General features: G+C 43.3%; 12 protein-coding genes. 6 read left to right on the forward strand and 6 right to left on the reverse strand.

Features of this window, described 5'->3' with window-relative positions:
• Positions 1 to 398: 398 nt before the first annotated feature.
• Positions 399 to 1,139, reverse strand: a complete 741-nt coding sequence (locus tag XPG1_RS02940) for a 4'-phosphopantetheinyl transferase family protein (RefSeq protein ID WP_045957757.1) — start codon at positions 1,137 to 1,139, stop codon at positions 399 to 401.
• A gap of 148 nt (positions 1,140 to 1,287) precedes the next feature.
• On the opposite strand from XPG1_RS02940, the gene galE reads away from it, so the two are divergent.
• Entirely contained in the window at positions 1,288 to 2,307 is a 1,020-nt protein-coding gene (gene galE / locus XPG1_RS02945; protein WP_045957758.1) for a UDP-glucose 4-epimerase GalE, read from the forward strand.
• A 57-nt stretch (positions 2,308 to 2,364) separates the two neighbouring features.
• Here galE and XPG1_RS02950 read toward each other — a convergent pair whose 3' ends face one another.
• Positions 2,365 to 2,829, reverse strand: coding sequence for a Zn-dependent protease (locus tag XPG1_RS02950; RefSeq protein WP_045957759.1), 465 nt, complete (start codon positions 2,827 to 2,829; stop codon positions 2,365 to 2,367).
• Between the two features lie 35 nt (positions 2,830 to 2,864).
• Positions 2,865 to 3,719 carry a lipase family protein gene (locus tag XPG1_RS02955; protein ID WP_045957760.1) on the reverse strand — a complete coding sequence of 285 codons (855 nt, stop codon included), beginning with the start codon at positions 3,717 to 3,719 and terminating at the stop codon, positions 2,865 to 2,867.
• Between the two features lie 299 nt (positions 3,720 to 4,018).
• Here XPG1_RS02955 and XPG1_RS02960 point away from each other — a divergent pair, with 299 nt between their 5' ends.
• The 3 genes from XPG1_RS02960 (at position 4,019) to def (ending at position 7,254) form a co-directional block, all read left to right on the forward strand.
• Positions 4,019 to 5,389 (forward strand): pyridoxal-phosphate dependent enzyme, encoded by a 1,371-nt coding sequence (locus XPG1_RS02960; protein WP_045960352.1) that lies wholly within the window; start codon positions 4,019 to 4,021, stop codon positions 5,387 to 5,389.
• A 20-nt stretch (positions 5,390 to 5,409) separates the two neighbouring features.
• Positions 5,410 to 6,603 carry a trans-sulfuration enzyme family protein gene (locus tag XPG1_RS02965; protein ID WP_045957761.1) on the forward strand — a complete coding sequence of 398 codons (1,194 nt, stop codon included), beginning with the start codon at positions 5,410 to 5,412 and terminating at the stop codon, positions 6,601 to 6,603.
• A gap of 144 nt (positions 6,604 to 6,747) precedes the next feature.
• Positions 6,748 to 7,254, forward strand: coding sequence for a peptide deformylase (gene def / locus XPG1_RS02970; RefSeq protein WP_045957762.1), 507 nt, complete (start codon positions 6,748 to 6,750; stop codon positions 7,252 to 7,254).
• A gap of 56 nt (positions 7,255 to 7,310) precedes the next feature.
• Here the strand turns inward: def and mutH are convergent, their stop codons facing one another.
• The 3 genes from mutH to leuA all read right to left on the reverse strand — a co-directional run bounded on the left by mutH (position 7,311) and on the right by leuA (position 11,474).
• Positions 7,311 to 7,991, reverse strand: a complete 681-nt coding sequence (gene mutH / locus XPG1_RS02975) for a DNA mismatch repair endonuclease MutH (RefSeq protein ID WP_045957763.1) — start codon at positions 7,989 to 7,991, stop codon at positions 7,311 to 7,313.
• A 751-nt stretch (positions 7,992 to 8,742) separates the two neighbouring features.
• Complete coding sequence (gene leuB, locus XPG1_RS02980) at positions 8,743 to 9,828, reverse strand: 3-isopropylmalate dehydrogenase (protein ID WP_197541117.1); 1,086 nt, start codon at positions 9,826 to 9,828, stop codon at positions 8,743 to 8,745.
• Between the two features lie 53 nt (positions 9,829 to 9,881).
• On the reverse strand, positions 9,882 to 11,474 hold the full coding sequence (gene leuA / locus XPG1_RS02985) for a 2-isopropylmalate synthase (protein ID WP_045957765.1): 1,593 nt from the start codon (positions 11,472 to 11,474) through the stop codon (positions 9,882 to 9,884).
• Positions 11,475 to 12,518: 1,044 nt separating this feature from the next.
• On the opposite strand from leuA, the gene leuO reads away from it, so the two are divergent.
• Both leuO and XPG1_RS02995 read left to right on the forward strand, forming a co-directional pair.
• Positions 12,519 to 13,466: a transcriptional regulator LeuO gene (gene leuO / locus XPG1_RS02990; protein WP_045957766.1), complete on the forward strand. Its 948-nt coding sequence runs from the start codon at positions 12,519 to 12,521 to the stop codon at positions 13,464 to 13,466.
• 305 nt (positions 13,467 to 13,771) lie between these two features.
• Positions 13,772 to 15,622: an AMP-dependent synthetase/ligase gene (locus XPG1_RS02995; RefSeq protein ID WP_173425858.1), complete on the forward strand. Its 1,851-nt coding sequence runs from the start codon at positions 13,772 to 13,774 to the stop codon at positions 15,620 to 15,622.
• Positions 15,623 to 15,664 lie beyond the last annotated feature (42 nt).

Here is a 15,664-nt window from a genome sequence, read left to right on the forward strand (position 1 = left end):
CAAACTTTTAACCGAAGCAAAAATTACAGTTGTGTCAAAATTAGAGATATATAAAGCAAAACTATTCATATCATATTCATTGGGTTCAGTACGATACTATGCCGAACTAACATGGTTATGGTTAGCTTAACTTATAAGTCCATCATTCCATGAATAAATGGATAATTGGATAAATTGGTTTAATTGTGCAATCTATATCACAAATATTTAGATTTAAAATTGTTATTATATAAAAATAGATAATTACATTGCCCACACTTTCTTAAGTGTGGGCAATGTGTGTGTAATCCTTTTCCTATTCTTACTTCAATTGAGTGACATGGGCAGTTCCACAGAGATGATTCATTCACTTATCCCTGAGTAAAATCATTGGATCTGGTTATTTTCAACCCACTCCATTAACCCAGTAAATATGTCAATACTTGTTGTCGTGGCATCAGGACAAAGTGGCCATGAAATGGCGAACCGGCTTGATATTCCTCAGATAATGTTTGCAGCAATGAGATCGTAATCGTGTGGTCACGACAATCAATTGAGGTAATTTCTGCAGCATGAAAATCAAAGAAGCACTTTACATGGGGATAAAGTGCCTTAAATAAACTCTCCTTGAGAGAGAAGGCAAGGGTGAATGCTTGTGTGAAAGGCAAAGGACATGCTGTTAATAATGCCGCCTCATTGGGATTAATAATACTGCGGGAAACGCTTTCAATCGTCTCTGCTTTGATCTCTTGTTCAATATCTACGCCGATCATCCGGTATTTATCACGAGTCGCTGCAAATACGATGGCACAGTTGGCTGTATGGGAGATAGAGCCAAGAATATTGTCAGGCCAGACGGGAGAACGATCCGGGGCATTGGTGACCTGAAAACCAGGATAACCGAGGTGGTTTAACGCTTGTTGCGTACAGTAACGGGCTGCCAGATATTCCGCTCGCCGCTTATTGACAGCACTATGTAGCTTCAGTGGGTAGGTAATCCCACATTCATCAAATAATGTATCCCGATAGTAGTCTTGATCAAAATATGTCTGTATGACTTGAATATTGGGATGTTCGAATAAGAGGCCTGTTTGTATTTTATGGAAAAAACCATCTGTTATGACAGTCGGTTGGACAGAGGTAAAAGTCATTTTTTTCATTATCGGATTTTTTGTTGGTTCTGATTATTAAGAAATGGATCATACGAAAATAGCTGTGACCTGATTTTGACATATTTTATTTTTAATTCACTAATGCGGTGACTCTTTTTATACTCTTGCGCGTTATCTATTTAAAAAAGAGGTCAACGTGGAAATATTAGTAACAGGTGGAATGGGGTATATCGGCAGCCATACGTGTGTTCAACTGCTTGAAGCCGGGGTGACACCGATCATCATCGATAATCTGTGCAATGCCAATCGTGAAGTACTGGCACGTATTGCAGCATTGACAGGTGTGCAGCCTCTGTTTTATGAAGGGGATATTCGTGATGAATCCTTCCTTGATACTCTTTTTGCCCGTCATCAGATTCAATCGGTGATCCACTTTGCGGGTTTGAAAGCGGTTGGGGAGTCTGTCGCTAAGCCTATTGAATATTATGATAATAATGTTAATGGAACGCTGGTGTTGGTGCGTAGTATGCAGAAAGCAGGTGTAAAAAGCATTATTTTTAGCTCATCGGCAACAGTGTATGGTGATCCTGATGTCGTGCCGATAACTGAACAATCTACAGTAGGCAAGACGACTAACCCGTATGGCACCAGTAAATATATGGTGGAACGCTGCCTGACTGATCTTTATCATGCAGACAATAATTGGTCTGTGGTGTTGTTGCGTTACTTCAATCCCGTTGGTGCTCATCCTGCGGGGATGATGGGGGAAGATCCACAGGGAATTCCTAACAATTTAATGCCTTATATTGCCCAGGTTGCTGTCGGTCGTCGGGAAAAATTGTCTGTGTATGGCAATGACTATGCGACATTTGATGGTACAGGTGTGCGTGATTATATCCATGTTATGGATTTAGCCGATGGGCATATGGCTGCATTGAATGTTGTTAGTAAAAAATCGGGGCTGCATATCTACAATTTAGGCACTGGAAAAGGCACCAGCGTGCTGGAAATGGTTGCCGCTTTCAGTCAGGCCTGTGGTAAGCCTATTCCTTATGAAATTTGCCCACGTCGCCCAGGAGATATTGCGGAATGTTGGTCAAGCCCGGAGAAAGCGCAACGGGAATTGGGCTGGAAAGCGAATCGGACTATTGTCGAGATGGCGGCGGATGCCTGGCGTTGGCAATCTCAAAACCCGAACGGCTATCAAGGAAACTAACCAAAATGCTTGTGGAGTGAGATTGATGAAAAATCACTCCACAAAGCGTGTCTTTTATTATTTTGAAGTGACAGACTTATTCGCCGCTGCAAGCTTCCGTGCCACTTGGCAGGCTTCGCGCTCACTGGGTTCACGTTCTTTAATGATCTTTGCTGTTTCATCGATGACGGGGAGAGGGAAACCCATATCGTCATAGGCGCTAAAGCCAATCAAACGGTAACTGCTTAATGAGCTATTGACGGGGATACGAAACGCTTTCTTTTCCCCGGGCGCTAATGATTCAAATGAATACACAACCAGTACGTTGGGTTCACATTGAGCATTCAGAGGCAACACGGCCAGATAACCGCCTGCTACAGGCTGATCGCCTTTATTTTGCAGTGTTCCACCCACAAAAAATTTACCACTGGCGCCCAGACCCATGTGGAATAATAAATGGGCTTCCCCTTTCGCCCATAACGTCGGGGTAAACATACTGCCTGCCATGAGTATGGTACTGTATATGTAACCGCGCCATTTCATCTTCATACTCCTCTTTATCATAGATCTGTCGGTGACTATAAATTAATACAAGAATCAATATCACCGTATTTTGTCACCCTTTTGAAGACGTTCAAATCTAATCTGGCAATATAGTTGATGAGATAATGGCTACATAACGGCCCGTCTGAAATATCCAGATTGGTTTGCGGATTAAAAGTATTGATATAGTCCAATGAGTCATATCCCAGGATTTCAGGTGGAAGATGGGGGATGACATCATCGACATAATTAAACACCGCAAAATGCCTGAAGTTTTGGGTCAGGTGTTTGGAAAACTCGCTGTTTCCTGGTCTTGGGCAGGCAAATAAGCAGGCTGAGTGATTGGGAGCTAGAGGCCCCATCTCATACATAAGATAAGACGCTATTGCTGCCCCCAGGCTATGGCCGACTATCGTGAAGGGATTATTTGCCCCGATAAGTTGAGTTATCGCTTCCGCTAATTTCAGATGATCATCATGGTGTGATTTTGGTTCGACAACCGTTAGTTTCATTGAATCATAAATACTAAAGAATCCCTGGCTGACTGTCACCTTAGGCGAATGACGCCAAGGTGATGCAAACGCAATCACCCCATCATGGATATCTTCCAGCAAAATGGCGGGATCGGTTCCACGTATGGCAATGACATATGTTCCTGGTGATGCCCTTTTTTCCGCGACATACCCATAACAGACATGATTGGGGAATGCGATTTTGGGGGTGACAGAGAAAGAGAGATCATCCGCTGAGATATAGGCGATAATTTTCCAACCATCTTCTTTAATGCGGGGATCGGCCGGGGGCGTTGGATTATTGTCATACTGTTCGTTCATTTTTGCGGCATATAATACCAATGCGGCAAAATTGGCGGCTTCTTTGTAGCTATACATCGCTGCCCCTTTGGTTTGTGATTGGCTGGTGAGGTTTCTGCTTTATGTGAGCTTATTTTGCGTGATTTAAGTGTATGCCATTTTATCGAGTATACCGGGTTAAAAAAGAGGACATAGCGGATTGAATGACAAGAAATAACGTGTTGGTGATCTATTTTATTTATCAATATCGAATTAGTTAATGCACTTTGGTTATATGTAGTTTTGATTTGTTCTTTCAATTTGATTGCTATACAGCGTTATTCTTTGCCTATCTGAAAGTTTTATTTGCAAATTTTAACCATGATCAAGAGGCAAAGATGACCGCACCACGTTCGGTTCTTGAACTTATCGGGAATACGCCGCTACTGGAACTTACCCATTTGGATACCGGCCTCTGCCAGTTGTTTATTAAATTGGAAAATCAAAATCCGGGGGGTTCGATTAAAGATCGTGTGGCACTCTCAATGATTGAGCAGGCAGAAAACCAGGGGTTATTAAAGCCGGGAGGCATCATTATTGAAGCTACGGCAGGTAACACCGGGATAGGGCTGGCATTGGTTGCCGCCATGAAGGGCTATAAACTGATTTTAGTTGTACCTGATAAAATGAGCCGGGAAAAGATTTATCATCTGCGGGCATTAGGTGCAGATGTGCGCCTGACCCGTTCTGATGTTGGCAAAGGGCATCCAGAGTATTATCAGGATTATGCCCTGCGTTTGGCGAAAGAAATAAGCGGTGCTTATTATATTGACCAATTCAATAACCCGGCGAATTCCTTTGCGCATGTCGCGACGACGGGACCAGAAATTTGGCGGCAGATGGAACAGCATGTTGATGCGGTCGTGGTGGGTGTCGGCTCGGGGGGTACCCTGGGGGGGTTAAGCCAGTATTTTAAAGCTGTTTCTCCGCATACGGAATTTGTTCTCGCTGATCCTCAAGGATCTATTCTTGCCGACTATGTTGAACATGGTCACTATGATGACGCTGGCAGTTGGTTTGTGGAAGGGATTGGCGAAGATTTTGTCCCACCACTGGGTGATTTTTCTCAGGTTCATTATGCTTATCGTGTTTCGGATGCAGAAGCGTTTGCCAGCGCACGGGAATTGTTGCTAACAGAAGGCATTCTGGCGGGTTCTTCGTCAGGGACATTGCTGGCGGCGGCATTACGCTATTGCCGTGCACAGAAAACACCAAAGCGCGTGGTGACACTCGCTTGTGATAGCGGTAATAAATATTTATCAAAGATGTTTAATGATTACTGGCTATTAGAGCAGGGATTGCGTTCAAAACCACAAGAAAATGATTTGAGCGATTACATTACTTATCGTTATCGGGATGGTGCAACAGTGTCCGTTTCTCCGCAAGATACGTTGCAGATCGCTTATGGCCGTATGCGTCTGTATGACATTTCACAGTTGCCTGTGATTGAGAACGATCAAGTCGTCGGTGTCATTGATGAGTGGGATCTGATGCACACGATTCAGGCTGATTCACGTAATTTTTCTTTACCTGTGACTGAAGCGATGAGCAGTCAGGTTCATACTCTGAATAAAAAAGCATCACTGGAACAGTTGGTGACCACGTTTGATGCCGGCCATGTGGCTTTGATTGTTGATGATGGCAATCACTTTCTGGGTCTGGTTACCCGTACCGATGTGCTGAATGCATGGCGTCAACAACTTAATTGATCTCTTTCAGGAATAAATGAATGACTAAGTTTGATAATACTAAGTTTAATAAGACGAAATTTGACACACAAAGCGTTCACGCAGGTTACGTGCCTGATCACACCGGCGCTGTTATGCCGGCAATTTATGCCACGTCGACTTATGCCCAACTTGCGCCGGGTCAGCATACTGGGTATGAGTATTCCCGCAGTGGTAACCCGACACGGGATGCGTTGGAGCGTGCGATTGCTGAATTGGAGAATGGGACGCGTGGTTATGCTTTTGGCTCTGGACTGGCTGCCAGTTCGACGATTCTGGAGTTACTGGATAAAGACAGCCATATTATTGCAGTCGATGATCTCTATGGTGGAACTTACCGGTTGTTGGAGAAAGTGCGTCGCCGGACGGCAGGCCTGAGAGTGACCTATATTGAGGCAGGGGATACGGCGGCACTGGAAGCGGCAATTCAGCCCGACACTAAAATGATTTGGGTAGAAACACCCACCAATCCATTGCTAAAATTGGCTGATTTAGCCGCGATTGCCCAGATTGCCCAGCGCCATAATATCATCAGTGTTGCAGATAATACGTTTGCTTCTCCTTACAGCCAGCGGCCACTTGATCTGGGTTTTGATATTGTTGTGCACTCTGCGACCAAGTATCTGAATGGTCATTCTGATGTTGTTGCGGGCCTTGCGGTGGTGGGAAATAATGCAGAGTTGGCGGAACAGGTTGCCTTTTTGCAAAATTCTATTGGTGGCATTCTTGACCCGTTCAGCAGTTTCCTGGTTTTGCGTGGTATTCGGACATTGGCGCTGCGTATGGAGCGCCATATTGCCAACGCAGAGAAGATTGCACATTGGCTTGAACAGCAGCCACACGTTGAGAAAATATATTATCCTGGCCTGGTTTCTCATCCTCAGCATGAGCTGGCAAAACGTCAGATGCAAGGCTTTGGTGGCATGATCTCCATTGTCTTGAAAGGCGATGAAGATTATACGTACCGCGTCATTAAGGCACTGCGATTGTTCACATTAGCAGAAAGTTTAGGGGGTGTGGAAAGTTTGATTGGTCAGCCATTTAACATGACCCATGCTTCCATTCCATTGGAAAGACGTCTTGCGGCAGGAATTATTCCGCAGCTAATCCGGATATCTGTTGGTATTGAAAATGCTGAGGATTTGATAGCGGATTTGTCTCAGGCACTTGAAAGTGCCAGTTTGCCGCAAAAATAAAGTCGTAAAAACGGAAATAATGAAAAAGTGATGCCAAACGATAGACTTCGTTTGGCATTTTTTATCAAAAATGGGTATCTATAATAATAGGCTTCAAGTCGCGATATCGGATATCGTTAGATATCGCTGAGAGAGGATAAGATTATGGCGATTCTAGATATACTCACAATTCCGGATGAAAGGCTGAGACAGAAATGTGTTGATGTCACCGATTTTGATAAAGTCCAAACACTGATTGATGACATGCTGGAAACGATGTATGCCACTGATAATGGCATTGGGTTGGCTGCCCCACAAGTCGGTAGGAAGGAGGCCGTTTTGATCATGGATCTTTCTCCAGAACGAAATCAACCGATGGTTTTAGTTAATCCTGACATTGTTGAGAAAGCGCGCCGTGTGGTGAGTCAGGAAGGCTGTTTATCGATTCCGGGCTATTATGCTGATGTTGAACGGTTTGAAAAAGTGAAAGTAGAGGCGTTTGATCGGTATGGTAAGCCTGTTACGGTGGAAAGCGAAGATTTTCTGTCAATTGTAATGCAGCACGAAATTGATCATTTGCAGGGGATTATTTTTATTGATTATTTATCCCCACTGAAAAGGCAAATGGCACTGAAAAAAGTGAAAAAGTATCTCAGTAATAGGGCAAACTAACGATTTAATTTGCTTCATTAATAAGGTGACTCTTTGTCAGCCACCTTATGCTGGCGCTATGGAAAGAAATGGCGAGCGAGCAGTGGCGCTGTAAAGTTTTTCTTCAAATAAAATCCTCTGGGCAATGTCATGATTGGCTGACCGTATTCCCCTATCGCTTCTGTTAATGCCCGGCTATTTGCCGCTTTGGGGCGTAATTGCAGTACTTCACCATGACGAGCCGTGATGCTCTCGACTTTTCCTAGCACAATAAGATCCATAAGCTCTTCCCAATCGCGCCGTAACAAGTCTTCCTCAATCGTATTTGGACTCCAAAGTAGCGGGGAGCCTACGCGACGTTCGGAAAGAGGAATGATTCTTTCGCCTTCAACGGGTATCCACAGAACGCGGGATAACTTGCGTCTGACATGACAGTCTTCCCATGTAATGCCACTGTTGCCGGTTAAGGGAGCCACACAGACAAAGGTGGTTTCTAATGGAAAGCCGTTGCTGTCCACCGGAATTGTTTTCAGCTCGATACCAATATGGGCAAAATCTTGTTCGGGTTTGCTGCCCGCACTCGCACCTAAATAATATTCAAGCAACATACCAACCCAACCTTTGTCACGTTTTAAATTGGGGGGAATCGAAAGTTTGGCCTGTGCAGCAAGTTCCCCCATTGATAAGCCGGCCAGAGCATAAGCGCGATCGAAGAGTTGTTGTTCGTTTTCAGGTGGTATCGGGGGTGTAAAGTACATGTTATGGCGTCTATTTTTTATTGGTCAAAAAATGTTCTTTTGAACTGTGGAGAATCATTATTAAATTATCATTAGTTGGATCATTTTGATAATAGCATGATATAAAAGATTTTTTTATTTGTGTTTTCGGCATTAAAAATAGGCTTATTATGATTGTTCACCTACTCCCAATGATAATAAACAGGATCTTACACCATGTTATCCACAGATTTATGGGATAAGTGATAAAAAGTGAGATCACTGGTTTGATTTACAGCCCTGATAAAGGGGGTTTTCTACAATAATTGCTTATTTTTGCTTAACTAAGAGGCATAACCTGTGGATAATTTCATCACTGGTTGATATTTGCTCAGTGTGATAAAAACGAAAGATTTTTATGACTGAGAGGCATGATAAAAATGGGGGTTAAATGAATTAAAGTGATGAAAAATAATGATTATTTATTTTCGCTTATCACGAGTGTAAATGTATGTAATAAAAGTATACCCGTTTTACCCCTCACTTTTTCACATACATATCCACAGAAAAAGTGAATAAAATAATTGCGCTCAGACAATAAATGTTTATAACTTTAGCTTTTTCTGTGAATTATCCTTTTGAAGGTGTAAATCACGTCAATATTGTCACCAACGATTCAGCGTTGGTTGCTATATCGGCCGGATAAGGTCTTTCTGAGTGACTGATGAGGAGTTATAAGCATAGTCATGGTGTTTTGCCAGTAAGTTATCTTACTGGCCGTTTTCTTTATTTTTTAAACGCCTTCGGTGATGTATTGTACGATAATATCGCCCATTTCATCAGTACTGACCGCGGTATCATGCCCCGCGAGATCGGCAGTACGATAACCGTGTTCCAAAGCGCGGTTTATCGCCTGTTCAATCGCATCTGCGGCATCAGGCTGTCTAAGGCTATAACGTAGTAACAACGCCGTAGATAATATCTGGGCAATGGGATTGGCGATGTTTTTACCCGCGATGTCGGGGGCTGAACCGCCAGCAGGTTCATATAAGCCAAAACCGTTTTCATTCAGGCTGGCAGAAGGCAACATCCCCATTGAACCGGTGATCATGGCACATTCATCGGATAAAATATCACCAAAAATATTGGAGCATAATAAAACGTCAAATTGCGCCGGATCTTTTATCAGTTGCATGGTGGCGTTATCGATATACATGTGCTCAATTTCAACGTCTGGGTAGTATTGGGCGACATGACCAACAATTTCACGCCATAAGACTGAGCTTTGCAAAACATTCGCTTTATCAATTGAAGTCACTTTGTGGCGGCGTTTGCGTGCTGATTCGAACGCAATATGTGCGATCCGTTCGATTTCGAAACGATGATAGATCTCAGTATCGAAAGCACGTTCATATTTCCCCTCGCCTTCACGCCCCTTGGGTTGGCCAAAATAAATGCCGCCAGTCAGTTCACGGACGCACAACATATCAAAGCCTCTGGCCGCGATATCATGGCGAAGAGGGCAAAAAGATTCTAAGCCTGCATATAAGCGCGCTGGGCGTAAGTTGCTAAATAATTTGAAATGTTTTCGTAAAGGCAATAATGCCCCCCGTTCTGGCTGTTCTGCCGGAGGGCGCTGTTCCCATTTTGGGCCACCGACAGAGCCAAATAAGATCGCGTCCGCTTTTTCACAACCGCTTATTGTTTCTTGTGGCAGCGGTGTGCCGTGACGATCAATCGCGATGCCACCCACATCATATTCACTCGTTGTGATGCGGATATTGAAACGATGACGAATCGCATCTAACACTTTGTAGGCTTGTTTCATCACCTCGGGGCCAATGCCATCACCGGGCAAAACCGCGATATGGTAGTGCATGGTTTCTTGGTTGCTTGACGTCGTGTCATTTGACAGGGATTGACTGGAAGACATTATTTTACAGTTTCCTTCGTGTTGTTTGAATGATCGTTTGGGATACTGCTTTGGGAGATGCGTTGCTTCTCTTTTTCCACTTGCTCTGCCTGCCAGATATTATTCAGGGCGTGGATCATGGCTTTGGCAGACGATTCAATGACGTCAGTTTCCAATCCCATGCCATGAAAACGGCGGCCAAAACACGCGACGATAATATCGACCTGACCCAGTGCATCTTTACCATGCCCCTTGCCGGATAATTGGTAGGAAATTAATTCCAGGGGATAACCCGTGATGCGATTGATGGCCTGATAGATTGCATCAACCGTCCCATTACCTGTAGAAGCGACAGATTTGAGTTCATCTCCACAGGCCAGACGCACCGTTGCCGTGGGCACCAGATTGGTGCCGGATTGAATACTGAAATAGTCCAGACGGTAGTGTTCATGGTCTTGCTGTTGTTGATTGATGAAAACCAGGGCTTCCAGATCGTAATCAAACACCTGGCCTTTTTTGTCCGCTAATTTCAAGAATGCCTGATATAACGCATCCAAATCGTAATCACTCTCTTGATACCCCATTTCTGACATGCGATGTTTCACTGCGGCACGGCCAGAACGTGAAGTCAGGTTCAACTGAGTCTCTTTCAGGCCGATAGATTCTGGTGTCATGATCTCGTAAGTTTCGCGATTTTTCAGGATGCCATCCTGATGGATACCTGATGAGTGAGCGAATGCGTTACTGCCAACAACGGCTTTGTGGGCGGGGATCGGGGTATTGCAAATCTGGCTGACTAATTGGCTGGTACGGTAAATTTCTTTATGATTGATATTCGTATGCACTCCCAACATTTGCTGGCGTGTTTTGATCGTCATAATGACTTCTTCCAGCGAACAATTACCTGCTCGTTCGCCCAATCCATTGATCGTACCTTCTATCTGACGTGCACCGGCCTGCACTGCCGTAATGGAGTTAGCGACAGACATGCCTAAATCGTCGTGGCAGTGGACTGAAATAATCGCTTTATCAATATTGGGAACGCGATCAAACAGTGTGCGGATAATGCCACCAAACTGATAAGGCGTGGTGTAACCAACCGTGTCTGGAATGTTGACTGTGGTTGCACCTGCTTTGATAGCTTGTTCAACAATGCGGCACAGATTATCGATATCTGTACGACCGGCATCTTCGCAAGAAAACTCAACGTCATCGGTGTAGTTACGTGCCCGTTTGATGGAACGAACCGCCATGGCAACAACATCATCAAATGTTCTTTTTAATTTATGTTCAACATGTAGATTTGACGTCGCCAGTACCATATGCAGGCGGAAAGCTTCGGCCACTTTCAGGGCTTCAGCGGCGACATCAATATCATTATCGACACAGCGGGATAAGGCACAGATACGGCTATTTTTGATTTCACGGGCAATAACTTGAACGGATTCAAAATCTCCCGGCGAAGAAACGGGAAAACCGGCTTCAATAATATCAACCCCCAGCCTTTCCAGTGCATAAGCGATTTGCAGTTTCTCTTTTACACTCAGGCTGGCCTGTAATGCCTGCTCACCATCACGTAATGTCGTATCAAAGATAATAACTTGCTGGCTCATGTTTTGCTCCTGTCAAATGGACTTATTGGGTGATTCGGTTAGATGATCATGTTTTATTTTGAGCGCCGCGCAGGTAAAAAAAACCCGCGTTGTGCGCGGGTTTTTTTTCTGATGAAGGTTAACTTAACGCCATTTTTCATCCACCAAAATACCGCGCACATTAAAGGCGATAAGTAGTAGATCGAGTAGAAGAAAAGCGTGATTCATGTAAGCTAACCTTTAGGAGTTTGTTAACTGATTTTTAACTTTCGATGTATTTATTGATACTTTATCTAAAAAATAATGTCAAGCAATATAAGTCTAATTTTTGAGTGAATCATGCTCGCGGTTGATCTTTTATTGAACGGCTATTGGATTTGGTGACTATTTTTTACATTTTTAGCGATGTTTTTATCTATTTTTCATCGCTATATATGGAGTAAAATCCGGCTCTGATGGAGAATAAATGTGATATCTGTTATTTTATACAGTGAATAAGCGGTGACATTTTATTTGACTGTTTTCATACGGATGAATACTGACAGGGTCTAATTAACCAAGGATAGACGAATGTTAACCACTGTGTTTTTAGGTTAAGAAATCATAACCATATAGAATATTAATAAATTGTGTCTCAATATATTGGAAGAGATAATTTCTATTTAACGTATCTAATCATTTTCTGATAGCGCGATGGATAGCGATTTCTGATCTGTTGTGGGAATACAGTCATCATTATTATGAGTTGTTTCTACTCTTCATTTTGTCATTATTGGCTAGTCGTTTGTGATGTCAGTCGTTAGTGTAAGTTGAGTTATTTCTATTCATAGATAACGCATTAATATTCATGCTTATAACAATATTACGGTTACGTAAATAAGAAAGCATTGGTTATGCATATTTGATTTTTGTACAAGGATGAATCTCAATTGATTTACTAACAAATTGGGGTGATTGATCTTATTAATTGATAATGTTGTTTATGGTGTCTAAAGGGTAAATCTGAAAACGACCAATATCCATTATTGAATGAGATCACTGCTATAAGTCGAGTGGAGTGAATTAATGACTGAATACAACTCAGAAACTACAGGAAAAAAAGAATCATGTGATGTTCAATTGCGGAGTGTAGATCTCAATTTGCTTACTGTCTTTGATACGGTAATGCAAATGCAGAATATTACACGCGCAGCTCAGGCGCTGGGAATGTCACAGCCCGCTGTCAGTAATGCGGTAGCCCGTTTGAAGACGATGTTTGATGACGAATTATTTGTCCGTTATGGTCGGGGTATTCAGCCAACAGCGAGAGCAAAACAGCTTTTTGGTCCACTCAGACAGGCACTTCAAATTGTCCATAATGAGTTGCCCGGCGTTGGGTTTGATCCCAATAATAGTACAAGAATATTTAATCTTTCTATTTGCAGTCCTCTTGATATTCGCTTAGCAGCTAAAATTGTTGGGCAAATAAAAAAATATGCGTCTAATATCGATGTGGTCATTAAAACACAAATTAGTGATGATATTGAAAATCAATTAAAATATCAGGAAATAGAATTTGTCATCAGTTATTCACAATTAGAATGTCCTGGTTTTCATAATTATTCTTTGTTTAATGATGAATTGGTGCTGGCTGTTTCCAGGCATCACCCTAGAATTGGTCAGCAAATTACGCAACAGCAATTGCAGGAAGAAAGACATGCGATTGTGGCATTGGATAATGCGGATTCATTCAGTAAGCCTTACTATGAAAACAACCAGTTATTGCGTTCCGTTTCTTATCAGGGAACGGATTTAAATAGTGTTCTTAATATTGTCTCGCAGACTTATTTAGTTGCCATTGTGCCAAAATGGATGGTTGAACACTATTCTGAACAGTTAAATATTTATTCAGTACCGCTGCCTCATGGGCAGATTTCTCGCCCTTGTTATTTGATATGGCATGCTTCAACCGATCGGGATAAAGGCCACCAGTGGATGAAGTCACTGTTAAGCCATCTTGGTGAACAAGAATAAATTGTGTTAACGCAGCCAACGTATATGAAATGAGAGCTTGTCCCTCTGGGGATTTATCCAATAATGAGGGGAAGCTCTTGGCTCATTTTTCAGCCAAAAAAAGGGGGATTATAAGCCACTTACGCTAGACGATCCTGACCAGATGTCTAATCGCGGAATGTATCTCTGTTTTTTCAATACTCACTCAATCCCGCATATATTTTCCCATCCAGCAAACGAAGATAACAAAAATACGCTTCCCCCTTTTACTCGGAATAGGTAGACTGCGCAAAAATAGCTAACAACTGTAAGCTGAAAAGTAGGCCATGCCCTTACTCAAGACGCTGAATGAAATCTTTATACAGGAATATATTGTGATAACAGATTCTCTGCATTCCTATCACTTGGTTAACCGATTACAGCAACAAGCCAACGCATATCCGGAAAAAATTGCATTTCGACAATGGTCGCCATCAGAACAACTGGCAATGACTTGGCGGCAGGTGGAATGCACAACAAAATCCGTGGCAAGAGCATTACTGTCATTGGGAATTGAGGTGCAGGGAAAGGTGGGTATTTTTGCGCAGAATAGTCTGGCATGGTCACTAGCTGATTTAGCGATTCTTCAGCTTCGTGCTGTGACCGTGCCACTGTATGCGACCAATACCAGTGAACAGGCGGCATTTATTCTCAATGACGCAGGCGCACAGGTGCTATTTGTTGGCGGGCAGGCGCAATATGACATTGCCATGACGCTGATTGAACTGTGTCCTGGGCTTACGCATCTTATTGTGATGGATGAGTCGGTGGATTTGAAGGGATGTCCGCAGGCATTGTATTTATCCGCCTTCATTGCTCATGATTATTCACATTATCAAGTTGAGCTTGATCGCCGTATTGCCGGTCAAAATTTAAATGATCTCTTCACGCTAATCTACACCTCGGGCACAACCGGAGAGCCGAAGGGGGTGATGCTGGATTACGGCAATATTGCGTCACAGCTTTATCTGCATGATCAGAGATTAACGTTGACTCATCAGGATGTATCACTCTGCTTCTTGCCATTGTCGCATATTTTTGAGCGGGCGTGGAGTTATTATGTCATGCACACTGGCGCCCTGAATGTCTATTTGACTGACACCAATCTGGTGCGTGAAGCCATGTGTGAGGTGCGGCCGACGGTGATGTGCTCCGTTCCCCGGTTTTATGAGAAAGTTCACGGAGCGATCCTGGAAAAAGTGTCCCGTGCCCCTTTTTGGCGCCGGATCATATTTAATTGGGCATTGAAGCGGGGGGAAAGCCGCTGGATGCATCAGTTGCAAAATAAAAAAGGTTGCCCATTCACACGCTGTAGTTATCAATTGGCTGACAAATGGGTATTGAGCAAACTGCGTCATCTTTTGGGGGGACGAGTGCGTTTCCTGCCCGTGGCGGGAGCACGCCTTGACGATAACATTACCCGTTTTTTCCTGTCCATTGGTCTGAATATCAAATATGGCTACGGCATGACTGAGACTTGCGCGACAGTTTCTTGCTGGAAAGAAAACCATTATCTGTTGGGTTCCATTGGTACGCCATTGCCGCATGTTGATGTTCGTATCAGTACAGAAGGGGAGATCCAGGTACGTGGCGCTATCGTCATGAAAGGTTATTTCAATCGCCCGGAAGACACGGTTCATGCGTTTACTGAAGATGGTTGGTTGCGGACAGGGGATGCAGGTGGACTGGACGATGATGGTAATCTGTTTATTACTGAACGCCTGAAAGACTTGATGAAAACCTCAACAGGAAAATACATTGCACCGCAGATGATTGAAGGGGTGTTAGGTCAGGATCGTTTCATTGAACATATTGCTGTTATTGCCGATGCCCGCCAATTTGTTTCTGCACTGATTGTTCCCTGTTATGAGGCGTTGGAAGAGTACGCGAGATCCATCAATCTCCATTATCGGGATCGGCTTGAATTACTGCGCAACCACCAAGTGGTTGAGTTGTTTGAACGGCGCTTGCAAGAAATGCAGAAAAATATTGTGAAATTCCATCAGGTCAAACGGTTTATTCTGTTACCCGAAGCCTTTTCGATGGAAAAGGGAGAATTAACGCCGACATTAAAATTACGTCGTAAAATTATTTCTCAACGTTATCAAGATGAGATTGAGTCCATGTATCGGGATTAAAAATAGGCCAATCGGCGACTATCCATCAAACAAATGTTTGCA

Origin of the sequence: Xenorhabdus poinarii G6, from assembly GCF_000968175.1 — a bacterium.
GTDB classification, from domain to species: domain Bacteria; phylum Pseudomonadota; class Gammaproteobacteria; order Enterobacterales; family Enterobacteriaceae; genus Xenorhabdus; species Xenorhabdus poinarii.